The sequence below is a fragment of the Paraburkholderia sp. GAS206C genome (assembly GCF_050435645.1).
In the GTDB taxonomy this organism is placed as follows: domain Bacteria; phylum Pseudomonadota; class Gammaproteobacteria; order Burkholderiales; family Burkholderiaceae; genus Paraburkholderia; species Paraburkholderia phenazinium_B.
Genome location: NZ_JBNDKR010000012.1, coordinates 1 through 16,824, shown reverse-complemented (window position 1 = coordinate 16,824; position 16,824 = coordinate 1). Strand labels below are relative to the sequence as shown.

At 61.5% G+C, this 16,824-nt stretch carries 14 protein-coding genes; 8 read left to right on the top strand and 6 right to left on the bottom strand.

Going from position 1 to position 16,824, the window contains the following annotated elements; translation table 11 throughout:
* Window positions 1-105: 105 nt before the first annotated feature.
* From yjfF to P3T20_RS30095, 4 genes are all read right to left on the bottom strand, one after another.
* Window positions 106-1,227: a galactofuranose ABC transporter, permease protein YjfF gene (gene yjfF, locus P3T20_RS30110; protein WP_429288686.1), complete on the bottom strand. Its 1,122-nt coding sequence runs from the start codon at window positions 1,225-1,227 to the stop codon at window positions 106-108.
* On the bottom strand, window positions 1,224-2,255 hold the full coding sequence (locus P3T20_RS30105; protein ID WP_074268220.1) for an ABC transporter permease: 1,032 nt from the start codon (window positions 2,253-2,255) through the stop codon (window positions 1,224-1,226). Before P3T20_RS30105 ends, yjfF begins: the two co-directional genes overlap by 4 nt.
* Window positions 2,252-3,853, bottom strand: a complete 1,602-nt coding sequence (locus P3T20_RS30100; protein WP_429288685.1) for a sugar ABC transporter ATP-binding protein — start codon at window positions 3,851-3,853, stop codon at window positions 2,252-2,254. Before P3T20_RS30100 ends, P3T20_RS30105 begins: the two co-directional genes overlap by 4 nt.
* Before the next feature lie 111 nt (window positions 3,854-3,964).
* Window positions 3,965-4,951, bottom strand: a complete 987-nt coding sequence (locus tag P3T20_RS30095) for an ABC transporter substrate-binding protein (RefSeq protein WP_074268218.1) — start codon at window positions 4,949-4,951, stop codon at window positions 3,965-3,967.
* A gap of 348 nt (window positions 4,952-5,299) precedes the next feature.
* On the opposite strand from P3T20_RS30095, the gene P3T20_RS30090 reads away from it, so the two are divergent.
* The gene (locus P3T20_RS30090) at window positions 5,300-5,734 is read left to right on the top strand and encodes a universal stress protein (protein WP_074268217.1); all 435 of its coding nucleotides are present in this window, start codon (window positions 5,300-5,302) and stop codon (window positions 5,732-5,734) included.
* A 5-nt stretch (window positions 5,735-5,739) separates the two neighbouring features.
* Here P3T20_RS30090 and P3T20_RS30085 read toward each other — a convergent pair whose 3' ends face one another.
* Window positions 5,740-6,330 carry an alpha-ketoglutarate-dependent dioxygenase AlkB family protein gene (locus tag P3T20_RS30085; RefSeq protein WP_074268216.1) on the bottom strand — a complete coding sequence of 197 codons (591 nt, stop codon included), beginning with the start codon at window positions 6,328-6,330 and terminating at the stop codon, window positions 5,740-5,742.
* 198 nt (window positions 6,331-6,528) lie between these two features.
* On the opposite strand from P3T20_RS30085, the gene P3T20_RS30080 reads away from it, so the two are divergent.
* Window positions 6,529-7,692 carry a metallophosphoesterase gene (locus P3T20_RS30080; protein ID WP_074268215.1) on the top strand — a complete coding sequence of 388 codons (1,164 nt, stop codon included), beginning with the start codon at window positions 6,529-6,531 and terminating at the stop codon, window positions 7,690-7,692.
* An 81-nt stretch (window positions 7,693-7,773) separates the two neighbouring features.
* On the opposite strand, the gene P3T20_RS30075 is transcribed toward P3T20_RS30080, so the two are convergent.
* Window positions 7,774-8,277, bottom strand: coding sequence for a hypothetical protein (locus P3T20_RS30075; RefSeq protein WP_074268214.1), 504 nt, complete (start codon window positions 8,275-8,277; stop codon window positions 7,774-7,776).
* 730 nt (window positions 8,278-9,007) lie between these two features.
* Here P3T20_RS30075 and P3T20_RS30070 point away from each other — a divergent pair.
* From P3T20_RS30070 to P3T20_RS30045, 6 genes are all read left to right on the top strand, one after another.
* Window positions 9,008-10,276: an MFS transporter gene (locus P3T20_RS30070; RefSeq protein WP_074268213.1), complete on the top strand. Its 1,269-nt coding sequence runs from the start codon at window positions 9,008-9,010 to the stop codon at window positions 10,274-10,276.
* Between the two features lie 34 nt (window positions 10,277-10,310).
* Window positions 10,311-12,734, top strand: a complete 2,424-nt coding sequence (locus P3T20_RS30065) for a TIM-barrel domain-containing protein (protein ID WP_429288684.1) — start codon at window positions 10,311-10,313, stop codon at window positions 12,732-12,734.
* Window positions 12,735-12,849: 115 nt separating this feature from the next.
* Window positions 12,850-13,557: an MgtC/SapB family protein gene (locus tag P3T20_RS30060; RefSeq protein WP_074268211.1), complete on the top strand. Its 708-nt coding sequence runs from the start codon at window positions 12,850-12,852 to the stop codon at window positions 13,555-13,557.
* Between the two features lie 457 nt (window positions 13,558-14,014).
* The gene (locus tag P3T20_RS30055) at window positions 14,015-14,272 is read left to right on the top strand and encodes a GlsB/YeaQ/YmgE family stress response membrane protein (protein ID WP_074268210.1); all 258 of its coding nucleotides are present in this window, start codon (window positions 14,015-14,017) and stop codon (window positions 14,270-14,272) included.
* A 277-nt stretch (window positions 14,273-14,549) separates the two neighbouring features.
* Complete coding sequence (locus P3T20_RS30050; RefSeq protein ID WP_429288683.1) at window positions 14,550-15,944, top strand: selenium-binding family protein; 1,395 nt, start codon at window positions 14,550-14,552, stop codon at window positions 15,942-15,944.
* A gap of 5 nt (window positions 15,945-15,949) precedes the next feature.
* The gene (locus P3T20_RS30045; RefSeq protein ID WP_429288682.1) at window positions 15,950-16,600 is read left to right on the top strand and encodes a hypothetical protein; all 651 of its coding nucleotides are present in this window, start codon (window positions 15,950-15,952) and stop codon (window positions 16,598-16,600) included.
* Window positions 16,601-16,824: the final 224 nt, after the last annotated feature.

Below are 16,824 nucleotides of genomic sequence, written 5' to 3'. Positions count from 1 at the left end.
CAGCTGCTAGTCGGGACACGTGGCGCGTCGTGCCACTTGTCACACTGGATACGCCGGTCGCGCCGGAAGTCGGGGCAGGCGCAGCACAGTACCGCGCCATCAACGTCACAGCGCCTTGCCCAGACCTTCCTGCGACGCGCGCGCCACGCGGCCGGCCGCGTGCGAGTCGGTAACGCCCGGGTCCTGTCGCGATCGCTCACGAGACGGCGCCACCACCGCGCCCGCGGTGCCACCAGGCCGCCGGACCGAACGCGCATGCCGCTCGATCAGCCGCTGCAGCAGGCAGAACGCGCACAACAGCGCGCCGATCACGATACGGGTCCACCAGGAACTCAGCGTGCCATCGAAAGTGATGAGCGTCTGGATCGTGCCGAGTATCCCGACGCCGAACAAGGAACCGATCACATAGCCGACCCCGCCGGTCAGCAAGGTGCCGCCGATCACGGTTGCCGCAATCGCGTCGAGCTCCATGCCTTGTCCCTGGAGTCCGTAGCCCGACAGCACATAGAACGTGAAGACCGCGCCGCCGAGCGCCGAGCAGAATCCGCTCAGCGCATAGACACCGATCCTCGTGCGCGCCACAGGCAACCCCATCAGCAGTGCTGAACGCGGATTGCCGCCCACCGCGTAAACATTGCGGCCGAAGCGCGTGTAGTGGGCCACGAAGATCGCCGCGACGAGGGTCACCAATGCGATCAGCACATTGGCGCTCACCGAGCCGGTGCCGATTTGCAGCCGGTACGCCGAGATTGCCTTGAAGCTCGGATCCGTGATGGTGATCGACTGCGTCGTGATCAGGAAGCACAGACCACGCGCGAAGAACATGCCGGCCAGCGTCACGATGAACGGTTGCAAACGGAAGAAGTGAATCAGCGCCCCCTGCACGGCGCCGAATACCGCGCCCATCAGCAGCACGATGGCAAGAATGACCACGACCGGAAGGTGGAAGCGTTCCGCCAGCACCGCTTCGACAATCGTTGTAAGCGCAACCACCGAGCCCACCGACAGGTCGATCCCGCCCGAGATGATCACAAAAGTCATACCGATCGCGACGATCAGCAGGAACGCATTGTCGATCAGCAGATCGAGCAGCACTTGCAGCGAGAAAAAGCCGGTGTACATCACCGAACCAAAGCCAAACAGCGCGCAGAACAGCAGGATCGTGACAGCGATAGGCAATGTGCGCGGATCGAAGATACGGGGCCAGATATCGACTAGCCGTTTCATCGCGCCACCCCGCGCTGCGTGAACAGAGACATTACCAGCGCGCGCGCCGAGGGCGACTGGATCACGCTGACCGCCAGCACCACTACCGCCTTGACGACGAGTGTCGCCTCGGGCGGTACGCCGATCGAATAGGTGGTGTAGGTCAGTGTCTGAATGATCAGCGCGCCCAGCACGGTGCCCGCAAGACTGAAGCGGCCGCCGAGCAGCGAAGTGCCGCCCAGTGTCACCGCCAGAATCGCGTCGAGCTCCAGCAACAGGCCGGCGTTGTTACCGTCGGCACTGCGTACGTTCGAGCTGATCAGGATGCCCGCCACCGCCGCCGTGAGCCCCGAGAAGGCGTACACGGCAAACACGATCGCTTTCGATCGCAGTCCTACCAGCCGGGTCGCGACCGGATTCACGCCGATTGCGCGAATAAACAGTCCCAACGCCGTACCTTCGATCAGCAGCGCAGTCGCCAGCACCGCGACGGTCGCGATCCACACGGAAAACGGCACGCCCAACAGATAGCCGCCACCGACGAACAGATAGCCCGGCGCGCCGATCGGAATAATCTGGCCGCCGGTCAGCAACTGCGCGACCCCACGCCCAGCCACCATCAGGATCAAGGTGGCAATAATCGGCTGCATGCCGACGAACGACACCAGCATGCCGTTCCACATGCCACTCAACACGCCGACGACAAGCGCAGCACCCAGTGCCTCGCCAATCAGCCCTGCGCTCGGAAACGGCTGCGTAGCCAGGATCGTGGCCGCTGCCGCACCGGCAATCGCCACCACAGCGCCCACGGAAATATCGATGCCGCGTGTGGCGATCACCAGTGTCATGCCTGTGGCCACCAGTGCGAGCGGCGCGGCACGATTCAGGATATCGATGGGCGCGCCGAACAGATGTCCGTCAAGAACACGCAGTGACAGAAAGTGCGGATTGACCCACAAATCCAGCACGAAGAGCAGCACGAGGGTGACACACGGCCAGATCAGCGGACGCTCAGCGCCATCGCGGGTGAACCAGTTCGATATCTTCATTCGCCGCTCCCCGCAATCAGCCGATAGATGTTGTCCTCATTCGACGCGTTACCCGCCACCTCCGCAATCTTGCGGCGATCGCGCAGCACGGCTACCCGATGACTCACCCGCAGCACCTCGCTGACCTCCGATGAAATGAACAGGATCGCGAGACCGCTGGCGCATAACGCCAACATGCGGTCCATGATGTCGAACTTCGCGGCTACGTCGATACCTCGCGTTGGCTCGTCGAGAATCAACAGCTTCGGTTCGGTGGCGAGCCATCGCGCCAGCAGCGCCTTTTGCTGGTTGCCGCCGGAGAGCAGGCCAATGGGCTGCTCGGCGTCCGATGCCTTGATGCCCAGGCGCTCGATCCACAAGTCAGCCAGCTCACGCGCCCGCTGTCCGCTGATCTTGCGGAACCACCCGCGCCGTGCCTGCAGTGCCAGCAAAATGTTCTCGCGAATCGACAGTTCGGCGACGATGCCCTCCTTCTTGCGGTCTTCCGGGCAATAACCAATACCGAGCGCCACGGCGTCGTGAGGCGAACGCAAGCGCACGGCGCGACCGCCCACGTTAATCGTGCCGCTATCGGCGCGGTCAGCGCCGAACAGCAGGCGCGCGGTTTCGGTACGTCCCGAGCCGAGCAGGCCGGCGAGACCGAGAATCTGCCCCGGTTGCACGTCGAGGTCGACCGGCTGCATGCTCCCGCGACGCCCCACTCCGCGCAACTCGACGAACGGCTGCACCGCCTCTTTCTCTGCCGGCGCTTCGTGCGCCGCTTCCCGCAGCCGCGTGCTCATGCGCTCGTGTCCGACCATCTTCGCGACCAGCTGGTCCGCCGACAGATCGCGTGCCAGGTACTCGCCCTCGCGCTCGCCATTGCGCATCACGGTGATGCGATCGGAAATCGCGTAGGTCTGCTCGAGAAAGTGCGTCACGAACAGGATCGCAATGCCCGATTGCTTAAGATGCCGAAGTATTTTGAAAAGCTGCGCGACTTCGCTGTCATCGAGGCTCGAGGTCGGCTCGTCGAGGATCAGCACGCGCGCGTCGACCGAAATCGCCCGCGCGATGGCCACCATCTGTTGCACCGCGATGGGATAGGCATCGAGCGACTTGGTCACGTCCAGCGAGACATCGAGGCGCTCCAGTGCCGCCTGCGCGCGACGCCGGATTTCGCGCCAGTCGATCGCGCCGAAGCGTTTCGGCTGGCGGCCCGCAAACACGTTTTCCGCCACCGACAGATTCGGGCACAGATTCACTTCCTGATAGAGCGTTCGCACGCCGGCTGCCTCAGCCTCCTGCGGAGACGCAAAAGCCACCGTCTGACCGCATAGATGTACGACGCCCGCGTCGGGCGCAACCACGCCCGTCAGAACGTTGATCAAGGTGGATTTGCCCGCGCCGTTCTGCCCCATCAGCGTGTGAACTTCACCGGGGAACAGGCGGAAATCGACGTTCTGCAACGCCTTCACGCCGGGAAACGTCTTGGTGACGCCCTTCGTTGCCAGAATTGGCTCAATCTCTCCCGCCTGGGCGGTCGCGTCGGCATGCTGCGCCAACGCCGGGCCGTGGCTGCGGACGGGTTCCGGGGAGTCGGGAGTCGGGTGGGCCATAGACCTCGCTCGATGGGTGGAAAAGAGGCCGTCTGCTGTGGAACGCAGCAGGACGGCCAGGCACCGCTGGAGAAACTTGTTATGTCTGCGTCACGCCGTCAGCGACCCGATTCAATACTTGCGGGTCGGCAACGTCTGCGCCGCGACGCTCATCGGGAACACCGTTTCCTGCGTCAGGATCCGCTTGGGCAAAGGCTTGCCGGCCACCACGTCCTTCACCGCCGACATCAGTTGCGGTCCCAGCAACGGGCTGCATTCCACATCGACGTTCATCTTGCCCGCGGCCATTGCCTGGAAGCCGCCCTTGGTCGCGTCGAACGAGACAACGGTGATGTCCTTGCCGGGATGCAGGCCGGCCTCTTCCATCGCCTGGATGGCGCCGAGCGCCATGTCGTCGTTATGCGCATAAACTACATTTATTTTATTTCCATAAGTTTTTATAAAGGCTTCCATGACCTGCTTACCGCCGGCCAAGGTGAAGTCGCCGCTTTGCGAGGCGATGATCTTGAATTTCGGGTCGTTCTTGATCACCTCGATGAGACCAGAATGGCGATCATTGGCCGGCGCCGATCCGACCGTTCCCTGCAGTTCCGCGATATTGATGGGCCCGGGATTGCTTTTGAAGTTGTCTTCAAGCCAGTGACCGCCACGCCGCCCCTCTTCCATGAAGTCGGAACCGATCATGGTGACGTAGAGCGACGTGTCCTTCACGTCGATGTTGCGGTCGGTCAGGATCACCGGAATTTTGGCGGCCTTCGCTTCGAGCAGGATAGGCTCCCAGCCCGACTCCACCACCGGTGAGAACGCGATCACATCGACTTTCTGCGCGATATACGAGCGCATCGCCTTGATCTGGTTTTCCTGCTTCTGCTGGGCGTCCGAGAACTTGAGGTTGATCTTTGCATCGGCTGCTGCCGATTTGATCGATTCGGTATTCGCCGTGCGCCATGCGCTCTCGGCGCCGACCTGCGCAAAACCGAGGGTGATGGTCTTGTCCTGGGCATATGCGCTGCGCGCCACGAGGCTCAATGTCCCGGTGCCTGCCGTGAGTGCAAGCGCGCCCAACGCACGACATACCACGCGCCGTGAATTCGCCATATCTGTCTCCTGATCGTTGTTGTGCTGGCGATCCGTAGCCGCCTGCAGCAAGGCTGCGGCAGGGGATCGTGTTAAAGCGTAGTGGCTGGCGTGACACGCGTCCAATCATATGATTTGCACACTCGATACCAATTTTGGTATAGCGATGCCAATCAGACTACGTATTCGGGCATACCCTGATGGCGCCCAGCCCGGCCTTGGTTCGCGCTTCGGCACGATTTTTTGATGCGATTTTTATGTGCTCACGGGCATTCTTTAGACGCCCGGTACGCGGCTGCCGCTACGCTTTAGTCGATCCTGCTGCACGTCTGCAGTCAGATCCAACGGTCATCTGATGGACAACCGATCATGCTGAAACTTCTGGTACCCGTAAGCCGCTCGGCGCGCTCGCTACAAGCCGTGCGGCACGCTGCGTTCCTCTACAACGAGCGATGTGCGTCCGAGATCGTGCTGGTCAACGTGCAGCCCTCGCTCGAATCGACGCGTCTTGAAGCCTTTTATTCCCTCTCGAAGCTGCGCACACTCGAAGGTTCCGACGGCGAGGCCGCACTGAGCCGCGCCAAACGCATTCTCGACGACGCAGGCGTTAAGTATTCCGTAGAAATCAGGGTCGGCCCGCTGGTGCCGACTATCGCAAGTTGTGCAGAACAATACGGCTGCGACGAGATCGTCGTCGCAGCGCCGCGCAGAGACCTGTTCCATGCTGCTGCGCGGATCATTAACCGTAGCGTGATGGACCGTCTGGTGAGTGTTTCCAGGATTCCGGTCACCGCAGTGAACTAGCCGCGCTAGCGGCGCGACGTCACCCAGCGAAACGTCAGATTGATCCGTTCGCCGCTGATACGCGGTTCTTTCGGCACCCGATGGCGCCACTCCGCCTGAGTGTTTCCGCGCATGACGAGCAGGCTGCCGCCTTTGAGCTGAAACGACTGCACGACCGCCGTCTTGTTGTGGCGCAAATCGAAGGTCCGGGCCACGCCAAGACTCACCGACGCAATTACCGGTTGCGCGCCCAATTCAGGTTCGTGGTCCGCGTGCCAGCCCATGCTGTCCATTCCGCTGCGGTAACGATTGATCAACACGCTATTGAAACGGCATCCGCTGGTCGTTTCGGCGCTGGCCTTCAACTCGGCCACCATCGGCGTCCACGCTTGCGGCACATTGCGAATGCCGGAGTAAACGTACACCGCGTCCGCCTCCCCCTGCCAGGCGGTGAGTCGCGGCAGAGCCACGCGTCCCGCTGGCGTGCCCATCGATTCCTGCTTCCACGCAACCTCGTCGATCAGTTGCGTCAAGGCGCGGCCCGCAGCTTCGGGCGAGAGCCAGTCGGGATACCAGTCAACGTCGGGCTTGGGAAGGTCGTCGAACAGATCGTTCATGGAATGGGAGATAACATGCGCGGTCCCGCGCCCCCTTAGAATAGCTTACCGCACACGCAATTCAAAAAGGCTTGGGCGCCGTCGGCAGGCGTGACGACATGTCGGTAGAATGATCTGCCTTGCCGGCGAACACCTTCTCCGCACGCGCCAGCAAGTTTGCGCGTACGTCCGGCACCCGATTCGCCTTACCCCCTTCCTATGCGCCGCTTATCGTTCCTTTTTCGCATTATTGGCATTGGCGTCCTGCTGCACATTTACGTCGGCTTCCGGGTCATTCCCGACCTGCCGGTGGGAAACGCCGGCCGCTGGCTTGCGGCACTCTGGCTCGTGCTATCCGTCCTGCTCATACCGCTCGGCATGCTGGCACGGACCATCAAACGTCAGCCTCTCGGCGACCGGCTCGCCTGGGCCGGCTTGCTGGCGATGGGCTTTTTCTCCTCGTTGCTGGTGCTGACCTTCGCGCGTGATCTCGTGCTGGCGTCACTGCTGACTGTCGATGCCATCTGGCCGCACACCATCCCACTGGCGCGCTTGCGCATGGATTCCGCTGCGGCGGTGCCGCTGCTGGCGTTGCTGTCCACGGCAGTCGGCTTTTTCAATGCGCGCAGGCGGGCACGCGTCGTCACGATCGATGTCCCCATCGACGATTTGCCGCAAGCGCTCGACGGCTTCACGATCGTCCAGATCAGCGATATACACGTTGGCCCAACCATCAAGCGCCGTTACGTGGATGCGATCGTCGACGCAGTCAACCGCCTGAAGCCTGACCTGATCGCGGTAACCGGCGATGTCGTGGACGGCGGCGTGCCGCAGTTGCGCGACCACACGCGGCCGCTGTCGCGTTTAAGCGCGCGCCACGGAGCGTTTCTGGTCACGGGCAATCATGAGTATTACGCCGGCGCCGACGCGTGGATCGACGAGTTTCGCCGGCTTGGCTTGCATGTGCTGCTCAACGAGCACGTGGTGGTGGAGCACGAAGGCGCCCGCGCGGTGATTGCAGGCGTGACTGACTATTCCGCGGGCCATTTCGACCCTGCCCATCACAGCGATCCTGCTGCCGCGCTCGCAGGCGCTCCTGGCGACGTGCTGATCAAAGTGCTGCTTGCGCATCAGCCGCGTTCGGCGGAAGCCGCTGCCGAAGCTGGTTTTACCCTGCAGTTGTCGGGACACACGCACGGCGGACAGATTTTCCCGTGGAACTTCTTCGTGCGCCTGCAGCAGCCGTTTACGGCAGGGCTCGCGCGGCTCAATGGGTTGTGGGTTTATACGAGCCGCGGTACCGGCTATTGGGGCCCGCCGAAGCGCCTCGGAGCACCTTCGGAAATCACGAGGCTACGGTTGGTGCCGGGCGAGCCGAGCTGAAATGAAATACGCGGAACGCTCTTTCAGGCGCTCCGCGTGCGAACCCCTACCAAAGTAACTACGCCAGCCTCACAGCCGACGTTACTGCGCCGCAGGCGCCACTGCGACGCTCACTTGCGGCGCGTACGCCACGTCAACGTGCATCCCCGGCTGCAGGTTTGCAACCTTCACCGGATCGTGGCCCTGGATGTGGAATACGTCGCCATTAGGTCCCCTCAATTCGACCACACCTGAAGCGCGGTCGAACGCCACCACCTCGGCCGTGAGGTTCTGCGGCGACTGTGCCGCAAGCGCGCCATGCGACGGGCTCACGAGCGCGCTACGGATCATCCGGACATGGACCTTACTGCCCGGATGGATCTGGGCAAGATTGCTGGTATCCGTGACCGTGAAGGATGCTTCGCCGCCATGCGCGTCGACCACGGTAACGGCGTGCCGTACCTGGTCGACACCCTTCACCACGCCGTCAGCCTGCAACACGCTGTTGCCTTCGAAAGCCGCGGGCAACGCTTCGGCCGCCGGTGAAACAAGCGGTGCTGCTGCGATCAATGCGCCGGCAACGATGCCAAGGGTTTTCTTGTTCATGCAATCCTCAATCAGGTAATAACGAAAAGAGAATCAGGCCGCGGGCAGGCGCGCAAGGAGCACAACCCCGATCAACGGGGGCGCTCACGCCGGGTTATGCAGGAGGGCGCCGGACCTGGCTGCCGCATGCGATCTGGCGCACGGGCTGCACGACCTGATTCAAAGCACGGGCCAGTCTGTTTTCTGGGATGAGCCCTGTCAAGCTTCGGACTCCACATTTAATTTGGGATGGAAAGACGGTTTAGCTGGATTGAACTCGAGGATGACGGGAATACGTAGACCAGCTTTCGAGCCAGCGGTTTTGCAGCGTGAAGGCAAATCTGGCGCAAAAGCGCCGCTGAGCTGACGTGAGAAGGCCGGCCACGTGGTCTCCGTCAGCGGGGCGACTCCAGTCTGACGTACGGAAGTCGCGCCAGGGCGGACTCGAATCAGGCCCGAACAGTCAAACTGTTCATTTCGAGTTCAAACGAACAGCGGGATGCTTGACGGCGCTCGTTTACGAACATACGATACGACTAAGCGACATCGACATCGGTTGTCATATGACTTGTGCACTTCAAAACGGCAACCTGTCCATTTTTCGGGATAAATAGTCTTTCTGGTCACCGAATGCGGCAGATAGTCATGTGATGACCTATCAGATCGACCGCTGAGCCCAGCGGCAAACCAAGGGCTGACACACCGACCGGATCGCCGCGTCGCGACAAAAAATGACAGGATGGAGACAGCGTTGAAAGTAATCAAAGGCTTACGTTGGTGGATCATCGTGCTCGTCTGTCTCGGCACGATCATGAATTACCTGGCTCGCAACTCATTGGCTGTGTTGGCGCCGGAGTTGAAGCATGTATTCGCGCTCACCACTCAACAGTATTCGTACGTCGTCGGCGCGTTCCAGATCGGTTACACGATCATGCAGCCGGTGTGCGGACTGATCGTCGACCTGATTGGCTTGCGGCTTGGCTTTGCCCTGTTTGCGGCGCTGTGGTCGCTCACCGGCGTCCTGCACGGGTTCGCCACCGGCTGGCTGTCGCTCGGCGCCCTGCGCGGCGCGCTTGGGCTGTTCGAGGCGGCCGCGATTCCCTCCGGCATGAAAGCGGTCGCAGAATGGTTTCCTGACAAGGAGAAGTCAGTCGCCGTCGGCTATTTCAACGCCGGCACATCGCTGGGCGCCCTGCTCGCGCCGCCGGTCGTGATCTTTCTGTCGCTCCGCTTTGGCTGGCAGGCTGCGTTCATGGCAACCGGCGCGTTCGGTTTCGTCTGGGCCGCACTCTGGTACGCGTTGTATCGTTCACCCGCGGATCACCCGCGCGTCTCCCGAAAAGAGCTGGCGTTGATCCAGGACGGTCAGACCCAGTTCGCACCGGCCAGTCAGCGCCCTGTGCGTGAGATCCTCGGCTCGCGCCGCTTCTGGGCCATTGCGCTGCCGCGCTTCTTCGCCGAGCCAGCCTGGCAAACCTTCAGTTTCTGGATCCCGCTTTATCTCGTGACGGTACGTCACATGGACCTCAAGCAGATTGCGATCTTCGCGTGGCTGCCCTTTCTGGCCGCCGACCTCGGCGGCATCTTCGGCGGTTATCTATCGCCGTTCCTGATCCGGTATTGCCGCGTCCCGCTCATCTGGTCGCGCGTGGCGGGTGTGATTCTCGGCGCATTCCTGATGATCGGACCGGCCTGTATCGGCCTCGTCGCATCGCCGTACACGGCCATTGCATTATTCTGCGTCGGCGGTTTCGCGCACCAGATGATCTCAGCGCTCGTGAACACTCTGAGCGCCGACGTATTCGATTCCGACGAGGTCGGCACTGCCAGCGGGTTCGCCGGCATGGCGGCCTGGATAGGAGGCCTGAGCTTTTCGCTGGTGGTCGGAGCGCTGGCCGACACGGTCGGTTACGGGCCCCTGTTCGGCTGCCTCGGCGCGTTCGATCTGATCGGCGCAACGCTGCTTGTGGTGCTGATACGCGGCCAGTCGAAACGTGAACGCAAGCTCGCGCATGCCTGACACGGCATCGCAGATTCAACCAGAGGAAAGTCCGATGACGTCGCTGTTAAATCCGCCCGTATTCAAACCCTCCACCCAGTCGGGCGACCTCGTACGCTTGACGAGCGCGGCGGGGCCGGTCATGGAAATCTTCGTGCTCGAAGAGGATATCGTGCGGGTGCGCGTGCTGCCCGATGGCGAGGCACACGGGCCGCGTACCTGGGCCATTGCACCGGGACTCGACGACGTAGACATCGAAGGCCGCGATCGTCTCGATCTTTCGGGCTATACATTGCCGTCTTTCAGACAGCATGCCGACGACACAGAACTGTGCATCGAAACCGCGCAAATCCGGCTCACCGTCGCGCTGCAAGGCGGCCATTGCAGCTGGGATCTGCGTAGCGGTGAAAAATGGCAGCGCGTGCTGCAGGACCGCGCGACGCAGGCCTACAATTTCGGCTGGTGGGACGAGCGCGTCTATCACTACGTACGCCGTGAACCGGGCGAGATGTATCTGGGGCTCGGCGAGCGCGCCGGTTCGCTCGACCGAGCCAATCAGCGCTATGAGATGGTCAACGTCGACGCGATGGGCTACAGCGCGAAGACAACCGATCCGCTCTACAAGCACATCCCCTTCTACCTCACGTGGCAGCGAGAAGCGGCGCTCGGCTTCGGCCTCTTCTACGACACGCTCGCCGATTGCACATTCGACATGGGCCGTGAGCTCGACAACTATCACGGCCACTATCGCCACTTCATCGCGGAGCACGGCGATCTCGACTACTACTTCATCGCTTCGCCAGCAACGCCGCTCGCAGCCGTGCGCCGCTTCACGTGGCTGACCGGCCGCCCCGCCCTGATGCCGAAGTGGGGCCTCGGCTACTCCGGGTCGACGATGAGCTATACGGACGCGCCCGACGCGCAGCAGCGCATGGGCGAGTTCATCGAGCGCTGTCGCGAACACGATATCCTGTGCGACTCGTTCCACCTGTCGTCGGGTTATACGTCGATCGGGCCGAAGCGTTACGTCTTCAACTGGAATCGCGACAAATTCCCCGACGTAGACGGCTTTGTGCAGGGCTATCTGGACGAAGGCGTGCGCCTGTGCGCCAACATCAAGCCGTGCCTGCTGCGCGACCACCCGGAGTTCGACCAGGTTGCACGCGACGGCCTGCTGATTCGCGCGCGAAGCGGCGAACCCGCGTGGGTACAGTTCTGGGACGAAGTCGGCGCGTATCTGGACTTCACCAATCCTGACACGATTGCATGGTGGCGCTCGCACGTCACCGACGCGCTGCTGCGTTACGGCATTGCTTCGACGTGGAACGATAACAACGAATTTGAAATCTGGGCGACGGACGCCATCGCCCACGGCTTCGGCAAGCCGTACCCGGCCCGCGAAGCGAAGGTGCTGCAGACCATGCTGATGATGCGCGCATCACGCGACGCCCAGCGCGCGTTCGCGCCTGAAAAGCGGCCATTTCTCGTTTCGCGCTCGGGCGGTGTGGGGATGCACCGCTACGTTCAGACGTGGTCGGGCGACAACTACACATCATGGGAAACGCTGCGCTACAACCTCAAGATGGGGCTCGGACTCGCGCTTTCGGGTGTGTCGAACATTGGGCATGACATCGGCGGATTTTCAGGCCCGGCGCCTGACGCAGAACTGTTTGTTCGCTGGATTCAGTTCGGAATCCTGATGCCGCGTTTCAGCATCCACTCGTGGAACGACGATGGTACGGTCAACGAACCATGGATGCATCCTGAGGCGACCGGCCAGGTCTCGGACCTGATCAAGCTGCGCTACCGCCTGATGCCGTATCTGTACCACCTGCTTTGGCAGTCGACCCAACACTACGAGCCCGTCTTGCGCCCGACCTTCGCGGATTTCCCGCACGATCCGCAATGCTACGTCGATGGCGACGATATGCTGCTCGGCACATCGCTGCTCTGTGCGCCGGTTGTCGAACCCTCGAAAACTGAACGTGACGTATGGTTGCCGGCGGGTGCGCGTTGGATCTCGTACTGGAGCGGTGAAGCATTCGAAGGCGGCCAGCACATCACCCTGCCTGCGCCGTGGGATCAACCCGTCATGCTGATTCGCGAGGGTAGTGTCGTGCCGCTGAATGTCGCGCAGCAACACTTCGCCCAACCTGCCGATCTGCGCGGCTTTATGGTGGCACCCTGTCAAGGCGCAGGTATTGCGCAAGGCGAGTGTCATGAAGACGATGGCGAATCGGAAGCCTGGCGTACCGGAGCATACGGTTGCTGGAAGGTCAGTGTGGAAAGTGACGCGGCAACGCTCGCCGTGACAGTCAACTGGACAGGGCAATGGGCGCGGCCCTTCGACTCCGTGGATGTCTTCATCCCTGCAGGCGATAGCCGGCGGATTGTCGCCACCACAGGTGTGATTCGCAGCGAAGTGCGCGGTGCACAGTGGACTCGACTCGTCCTCGATCTGTCTGCTTCTACGGCCTGATCTGCCTGCGCGAGGCATAGCACGGAGACACGCATCGCAACTCGTGTATTGTTAGCGATGCTGTCACGCGCCTGGTTCAAACTACGCGTTTGAGCACGCCTCGACTATTGATCCAATGACGCTTGAATTTGTCTGGCGGCTCCTCGCCGCCTTCTCCTGCGGTGTTGCAATCGGCATCGAACGGCAGATGCGGCAACGTACGGCCGGTCTGCGCACGATCACCCTCGTCGCGAGCGGAGCGTGTCTGTTTGTTTCGTTGGGCGTCCTGACCGGCAACGGCACCGCTGGTGTCACGCAGATCGCCGCTTACGTGGTGTCCGGCGTCGGCTTCCTCGGCGGCGGCGTGATCATGCGCGACAAGGGATCCATCCAGGGCATCAACACGGCGGCGACCCTCTGGTGTTCCGCGGCCGTCGGCGTGTTGTGCGGTGCGGGACATTTCGGCCCGGCACTCGCCGGCACAGCTATCGTGCTGCTGACCAACACCGTGTTACGCGAAGTTAGCCGCACCATCAACGCAACGCCGGTTTCAAATGCCGATCTCGTGCGCGAGTACGTACTGACCGTGGTCTGCCGCGAAGAGGATGAGGTTCATATCCGCGCGGCGCTATCGAACTCGATGTATTCCATGCCCCTGTCGTTCCAGAGTCTGACGAGCGAGGACGTGGCAGAGCAGCCTGGGCGCATACGCGTCACGGCTAACCTGAAACTGCATCCGAAGGATCAGTCGAAGCTCGAATTGATGGCGAGTCGCATCAGCATGGAAGCGAGTGTCTCGAGCGTAAGCTGGATTGCGAAAGAAGCGGAACCGGCGCCGGAGTAGCGCCGCGTGCTGTGTAGAAGCCGGAACCTAAACGTCTGTTCGGCCCGCGCCGCCGCTTCGCTTTCAAACGCCCAACCTGGCGACACCGGCCGCGGGTGGTAGTCCACGCCTTGCGCCCGGCGACGGCGTCATCTATAACAACCGTAGACGAAGCATCGGCCGGCGCCGCGTTGCATTGATGGTAGAGTGCGTCGTGTGAATCGATGGTTCGTATGTCTGTGCAGCCCGAGACCGAGAACGAAATGAACCGAGCGACTGCGCGTTGTCTTACCGTGCCTTTGCGCCATAGCCATTCTGGCTATGCGCCCTGTCCCGCCACCGCGGCGGCCTCCTCGCCAATCCCGCCACAATACATTCAGACATTGTTAAATCCATATCCTGAATATGGACTGCGTCACCCCCTTGGACTAAGCTCTGTCACCGTGAATTTTTCACGCTCAACCATGGAGTCTTGATTATGGAACACGGCATCATTGCATGGCTCATCATTGGCGCGATCGCCGGCTGGCTAGCTGGTGTGCTCGTCAAGGGCGGCGGTTTCGGGTTGATCGTCGACATCATTGTCGGGATCGTCGGCGCGTTTATCGGCGGTTGGCTTTCCGGCGTCCTGCACATCTCGCTTGGGGGTGGCTGGATCGGCTCGATCATCACAGCGGTAATCGGTGCGGTCATTCTGTTGTTTATCGTCCGCCTGTTTAGTCGGCGCGGAGTCTAGCGTTTGCCGTGTCGGGCGACTTCGGTCGCCTGACTTGCAATGCATCAAACCGCTGCTACGTCGCTCTCATCACGTCCCCCTTCTTCTCGCGATCGACTTCGTCGCACAGATCGCATACGACGCATTGTGCATTGCGCGTTGTGCGAACTCGCCTTGCCCCATAACGTCGGCGCATTTGCTTATTCCATATCGAGCTTTGAGCGTGGCTTAAACCAACTACAGTTCAAGATGGCTAGTTGTGTCGTCCCGAGTCGCACTGATACGGAGGAGGAGCACCATGGGCATCTGGAAGCCGGACCCGAGCTTTTATCCCTCACCGCGCCTTGCCGCAGAGGCGCCGCCCGAAAAGCTCGCCTATGTGGCCGCGTTCGATCCTGATCGCACCCGGCCGGATGAGATCGCAGTGGTCGATGTCGATCCGGCCTCTCCGGCTTATGCCAGCATCGTCGGCAATCTGGCCATGCCGCATGCCGGCGACGAGCTGCATCATTTCGGCTGGAATGCATGCTCTTCCTGCCTCTGCCCCAACGCGCCACATCCGCATACGGAGCGGCGTTACCTGGTTGTGCCTGGGTTACGCTCGTCGCGCATCTATATCCTCGATACGAAGCCTGATCCCCTTCATCCGACTATCGTCAAGACGATCGAGCCGGCCACCATTGCGAGCCGCACGGGTTATAGCCGTCCGCACACCGTACATTGTGGTCCGGGTGGGATCTATGTGACCGCCCTCGGCAACGCCGAGGGCGGTGCACCCGGTGGAATCTTCCTGCTCGATCCGGAAAGTTTTGAGCCACTCGGACGCTGGGAAGTCGACCGCGGCTCGCAGCAACTCGCGTACGACGGCTGGTGGCACCTCGGCTACGACACGCTCGTCACCAGCGAATGGGGTACACCGGATACGTTCGAGAATGGTTTGATTCCGGAGGTGCTTCTCGGCGCGCGTTACGGTCGCCGTCTGCATTTTTGGGATTTCACGCGCCGCAAACATCTGCAGGAAATTGATTTCGGACCGGAATACCAACTCGTGTTCGAATTGCGGCCGGCGCACGATCCGACCAAAGCGCATGGTTTCGTCAATTGCGTGATCAGTCTGAAGGATTTGTCTTCGTCCATCTGGACCTGGTATCGCGACAAGGACAAGTGGGCGGTGCGCAAGATCATTGATATTCCCGCTGAGCCTGCTGACCCCGCATTGCTTCCGCCAGTCCTCAAGTCCTTCGGCGCGGTGCCGCCGCTTGTGACTGACATCGATCTTTCGCTCGATGATCGTTTTCTTTACGTGTCCTGCTGGGGCACGGGCGATCTGCTGCAATACGACGTATCCGATCCGTTCGCACCGAAACTTACGGGGAAAGTGCGTATTGGCGGCATCGTCTCGCGGGCGACCCACCCGGGTGCCTCGAACGGTGCGCTCAGCGGTGGTCCGCAAATGGTCGAGGTAAGTCGCGACGGCAAACGGATCTACTTTACGAACTCGCTGTACGGTGCGGTCGATCCGCAGTTTTATCCGGATGGCATCGACGGCTGGATGGTCAAGCTCGATGCAGGCCCGGACGGCGGTCTGTCGTTCGATGAGGAGTTCTTTCTGGAGTGGCCGGAAGGGCATCGACCGCATCAGATTCGTCTGCAAGGCGGCGACTGTTCGTCTGATTCGTACTGCTATCCCTGAACGGCATGAATCCATCGACGTCGACGTGGTGGACATGGTTCGTGGTTGCCGCGCTCGGCGCGTTTCACGGCATCAACCCGGCGATGGGCTGGCTGTTTGCTGTCGCGCTTGGACTGTATCGACGCAGTCGGCGAGTGGTCTTGCTCTCGCTGATACCAATCGCACTCGGACATGCGCTCGCCGCCGGCTGCATGCTGATAGCCGGGTTGTCGCTCGGCATGTTCATCGATCATTCCGTATTGAGCCGAGTGTGTGGGGTCTTGCTGATCGGTTGGGCGACGTGGCATGCGCTGCGAGGCCATCGCATGCGACCGCGCGTGGGTATGCAGACAGGCTTTGCCGGGCTGATGATCTGGTCGTTTGTAATGGCAGGTTCGCACGGTGCCGGACTCATGTTGATTCCGGCTCTAATGCCGATATGCGGCGCGTTGGCTCACGCGCCAGGCACCGTGATCTCCAGCTCCGGGCCTACTGCGACGATCGCGGCGATCGCCCTGGGCGTGCATAGTGCTGCGATGCTGGTGACTACAGGTGTGATCGCTGTGGCTGTGTTCGACCACTTTGGCGTTGGCGGTTTGCGTACCAAGTGGCTCAACTTCGATCTGCTCTGGACAGGGACGTTGGCGGCATGTGGTGTGATGCAGTTGACGCTTTGATTTGGCGGGATGAAGCGGCGCTGCCAGTGAGCGACTCTGCCAGCGCTGCCGGAGTGCTTGGGTCTTTGAGGTCTGTGGAGGGGTTTGACGAGCGTATTTGCGCGCGTAAACGCAGAAACCCCACCTTTGCGGGGTGGGGTTTCTGATGCTGCTAGGGAGCCTGACGATTACCTACTTTCACACGGGTAATCCGCACTATCATCGGCGTGGAGTCGTTTCACGGT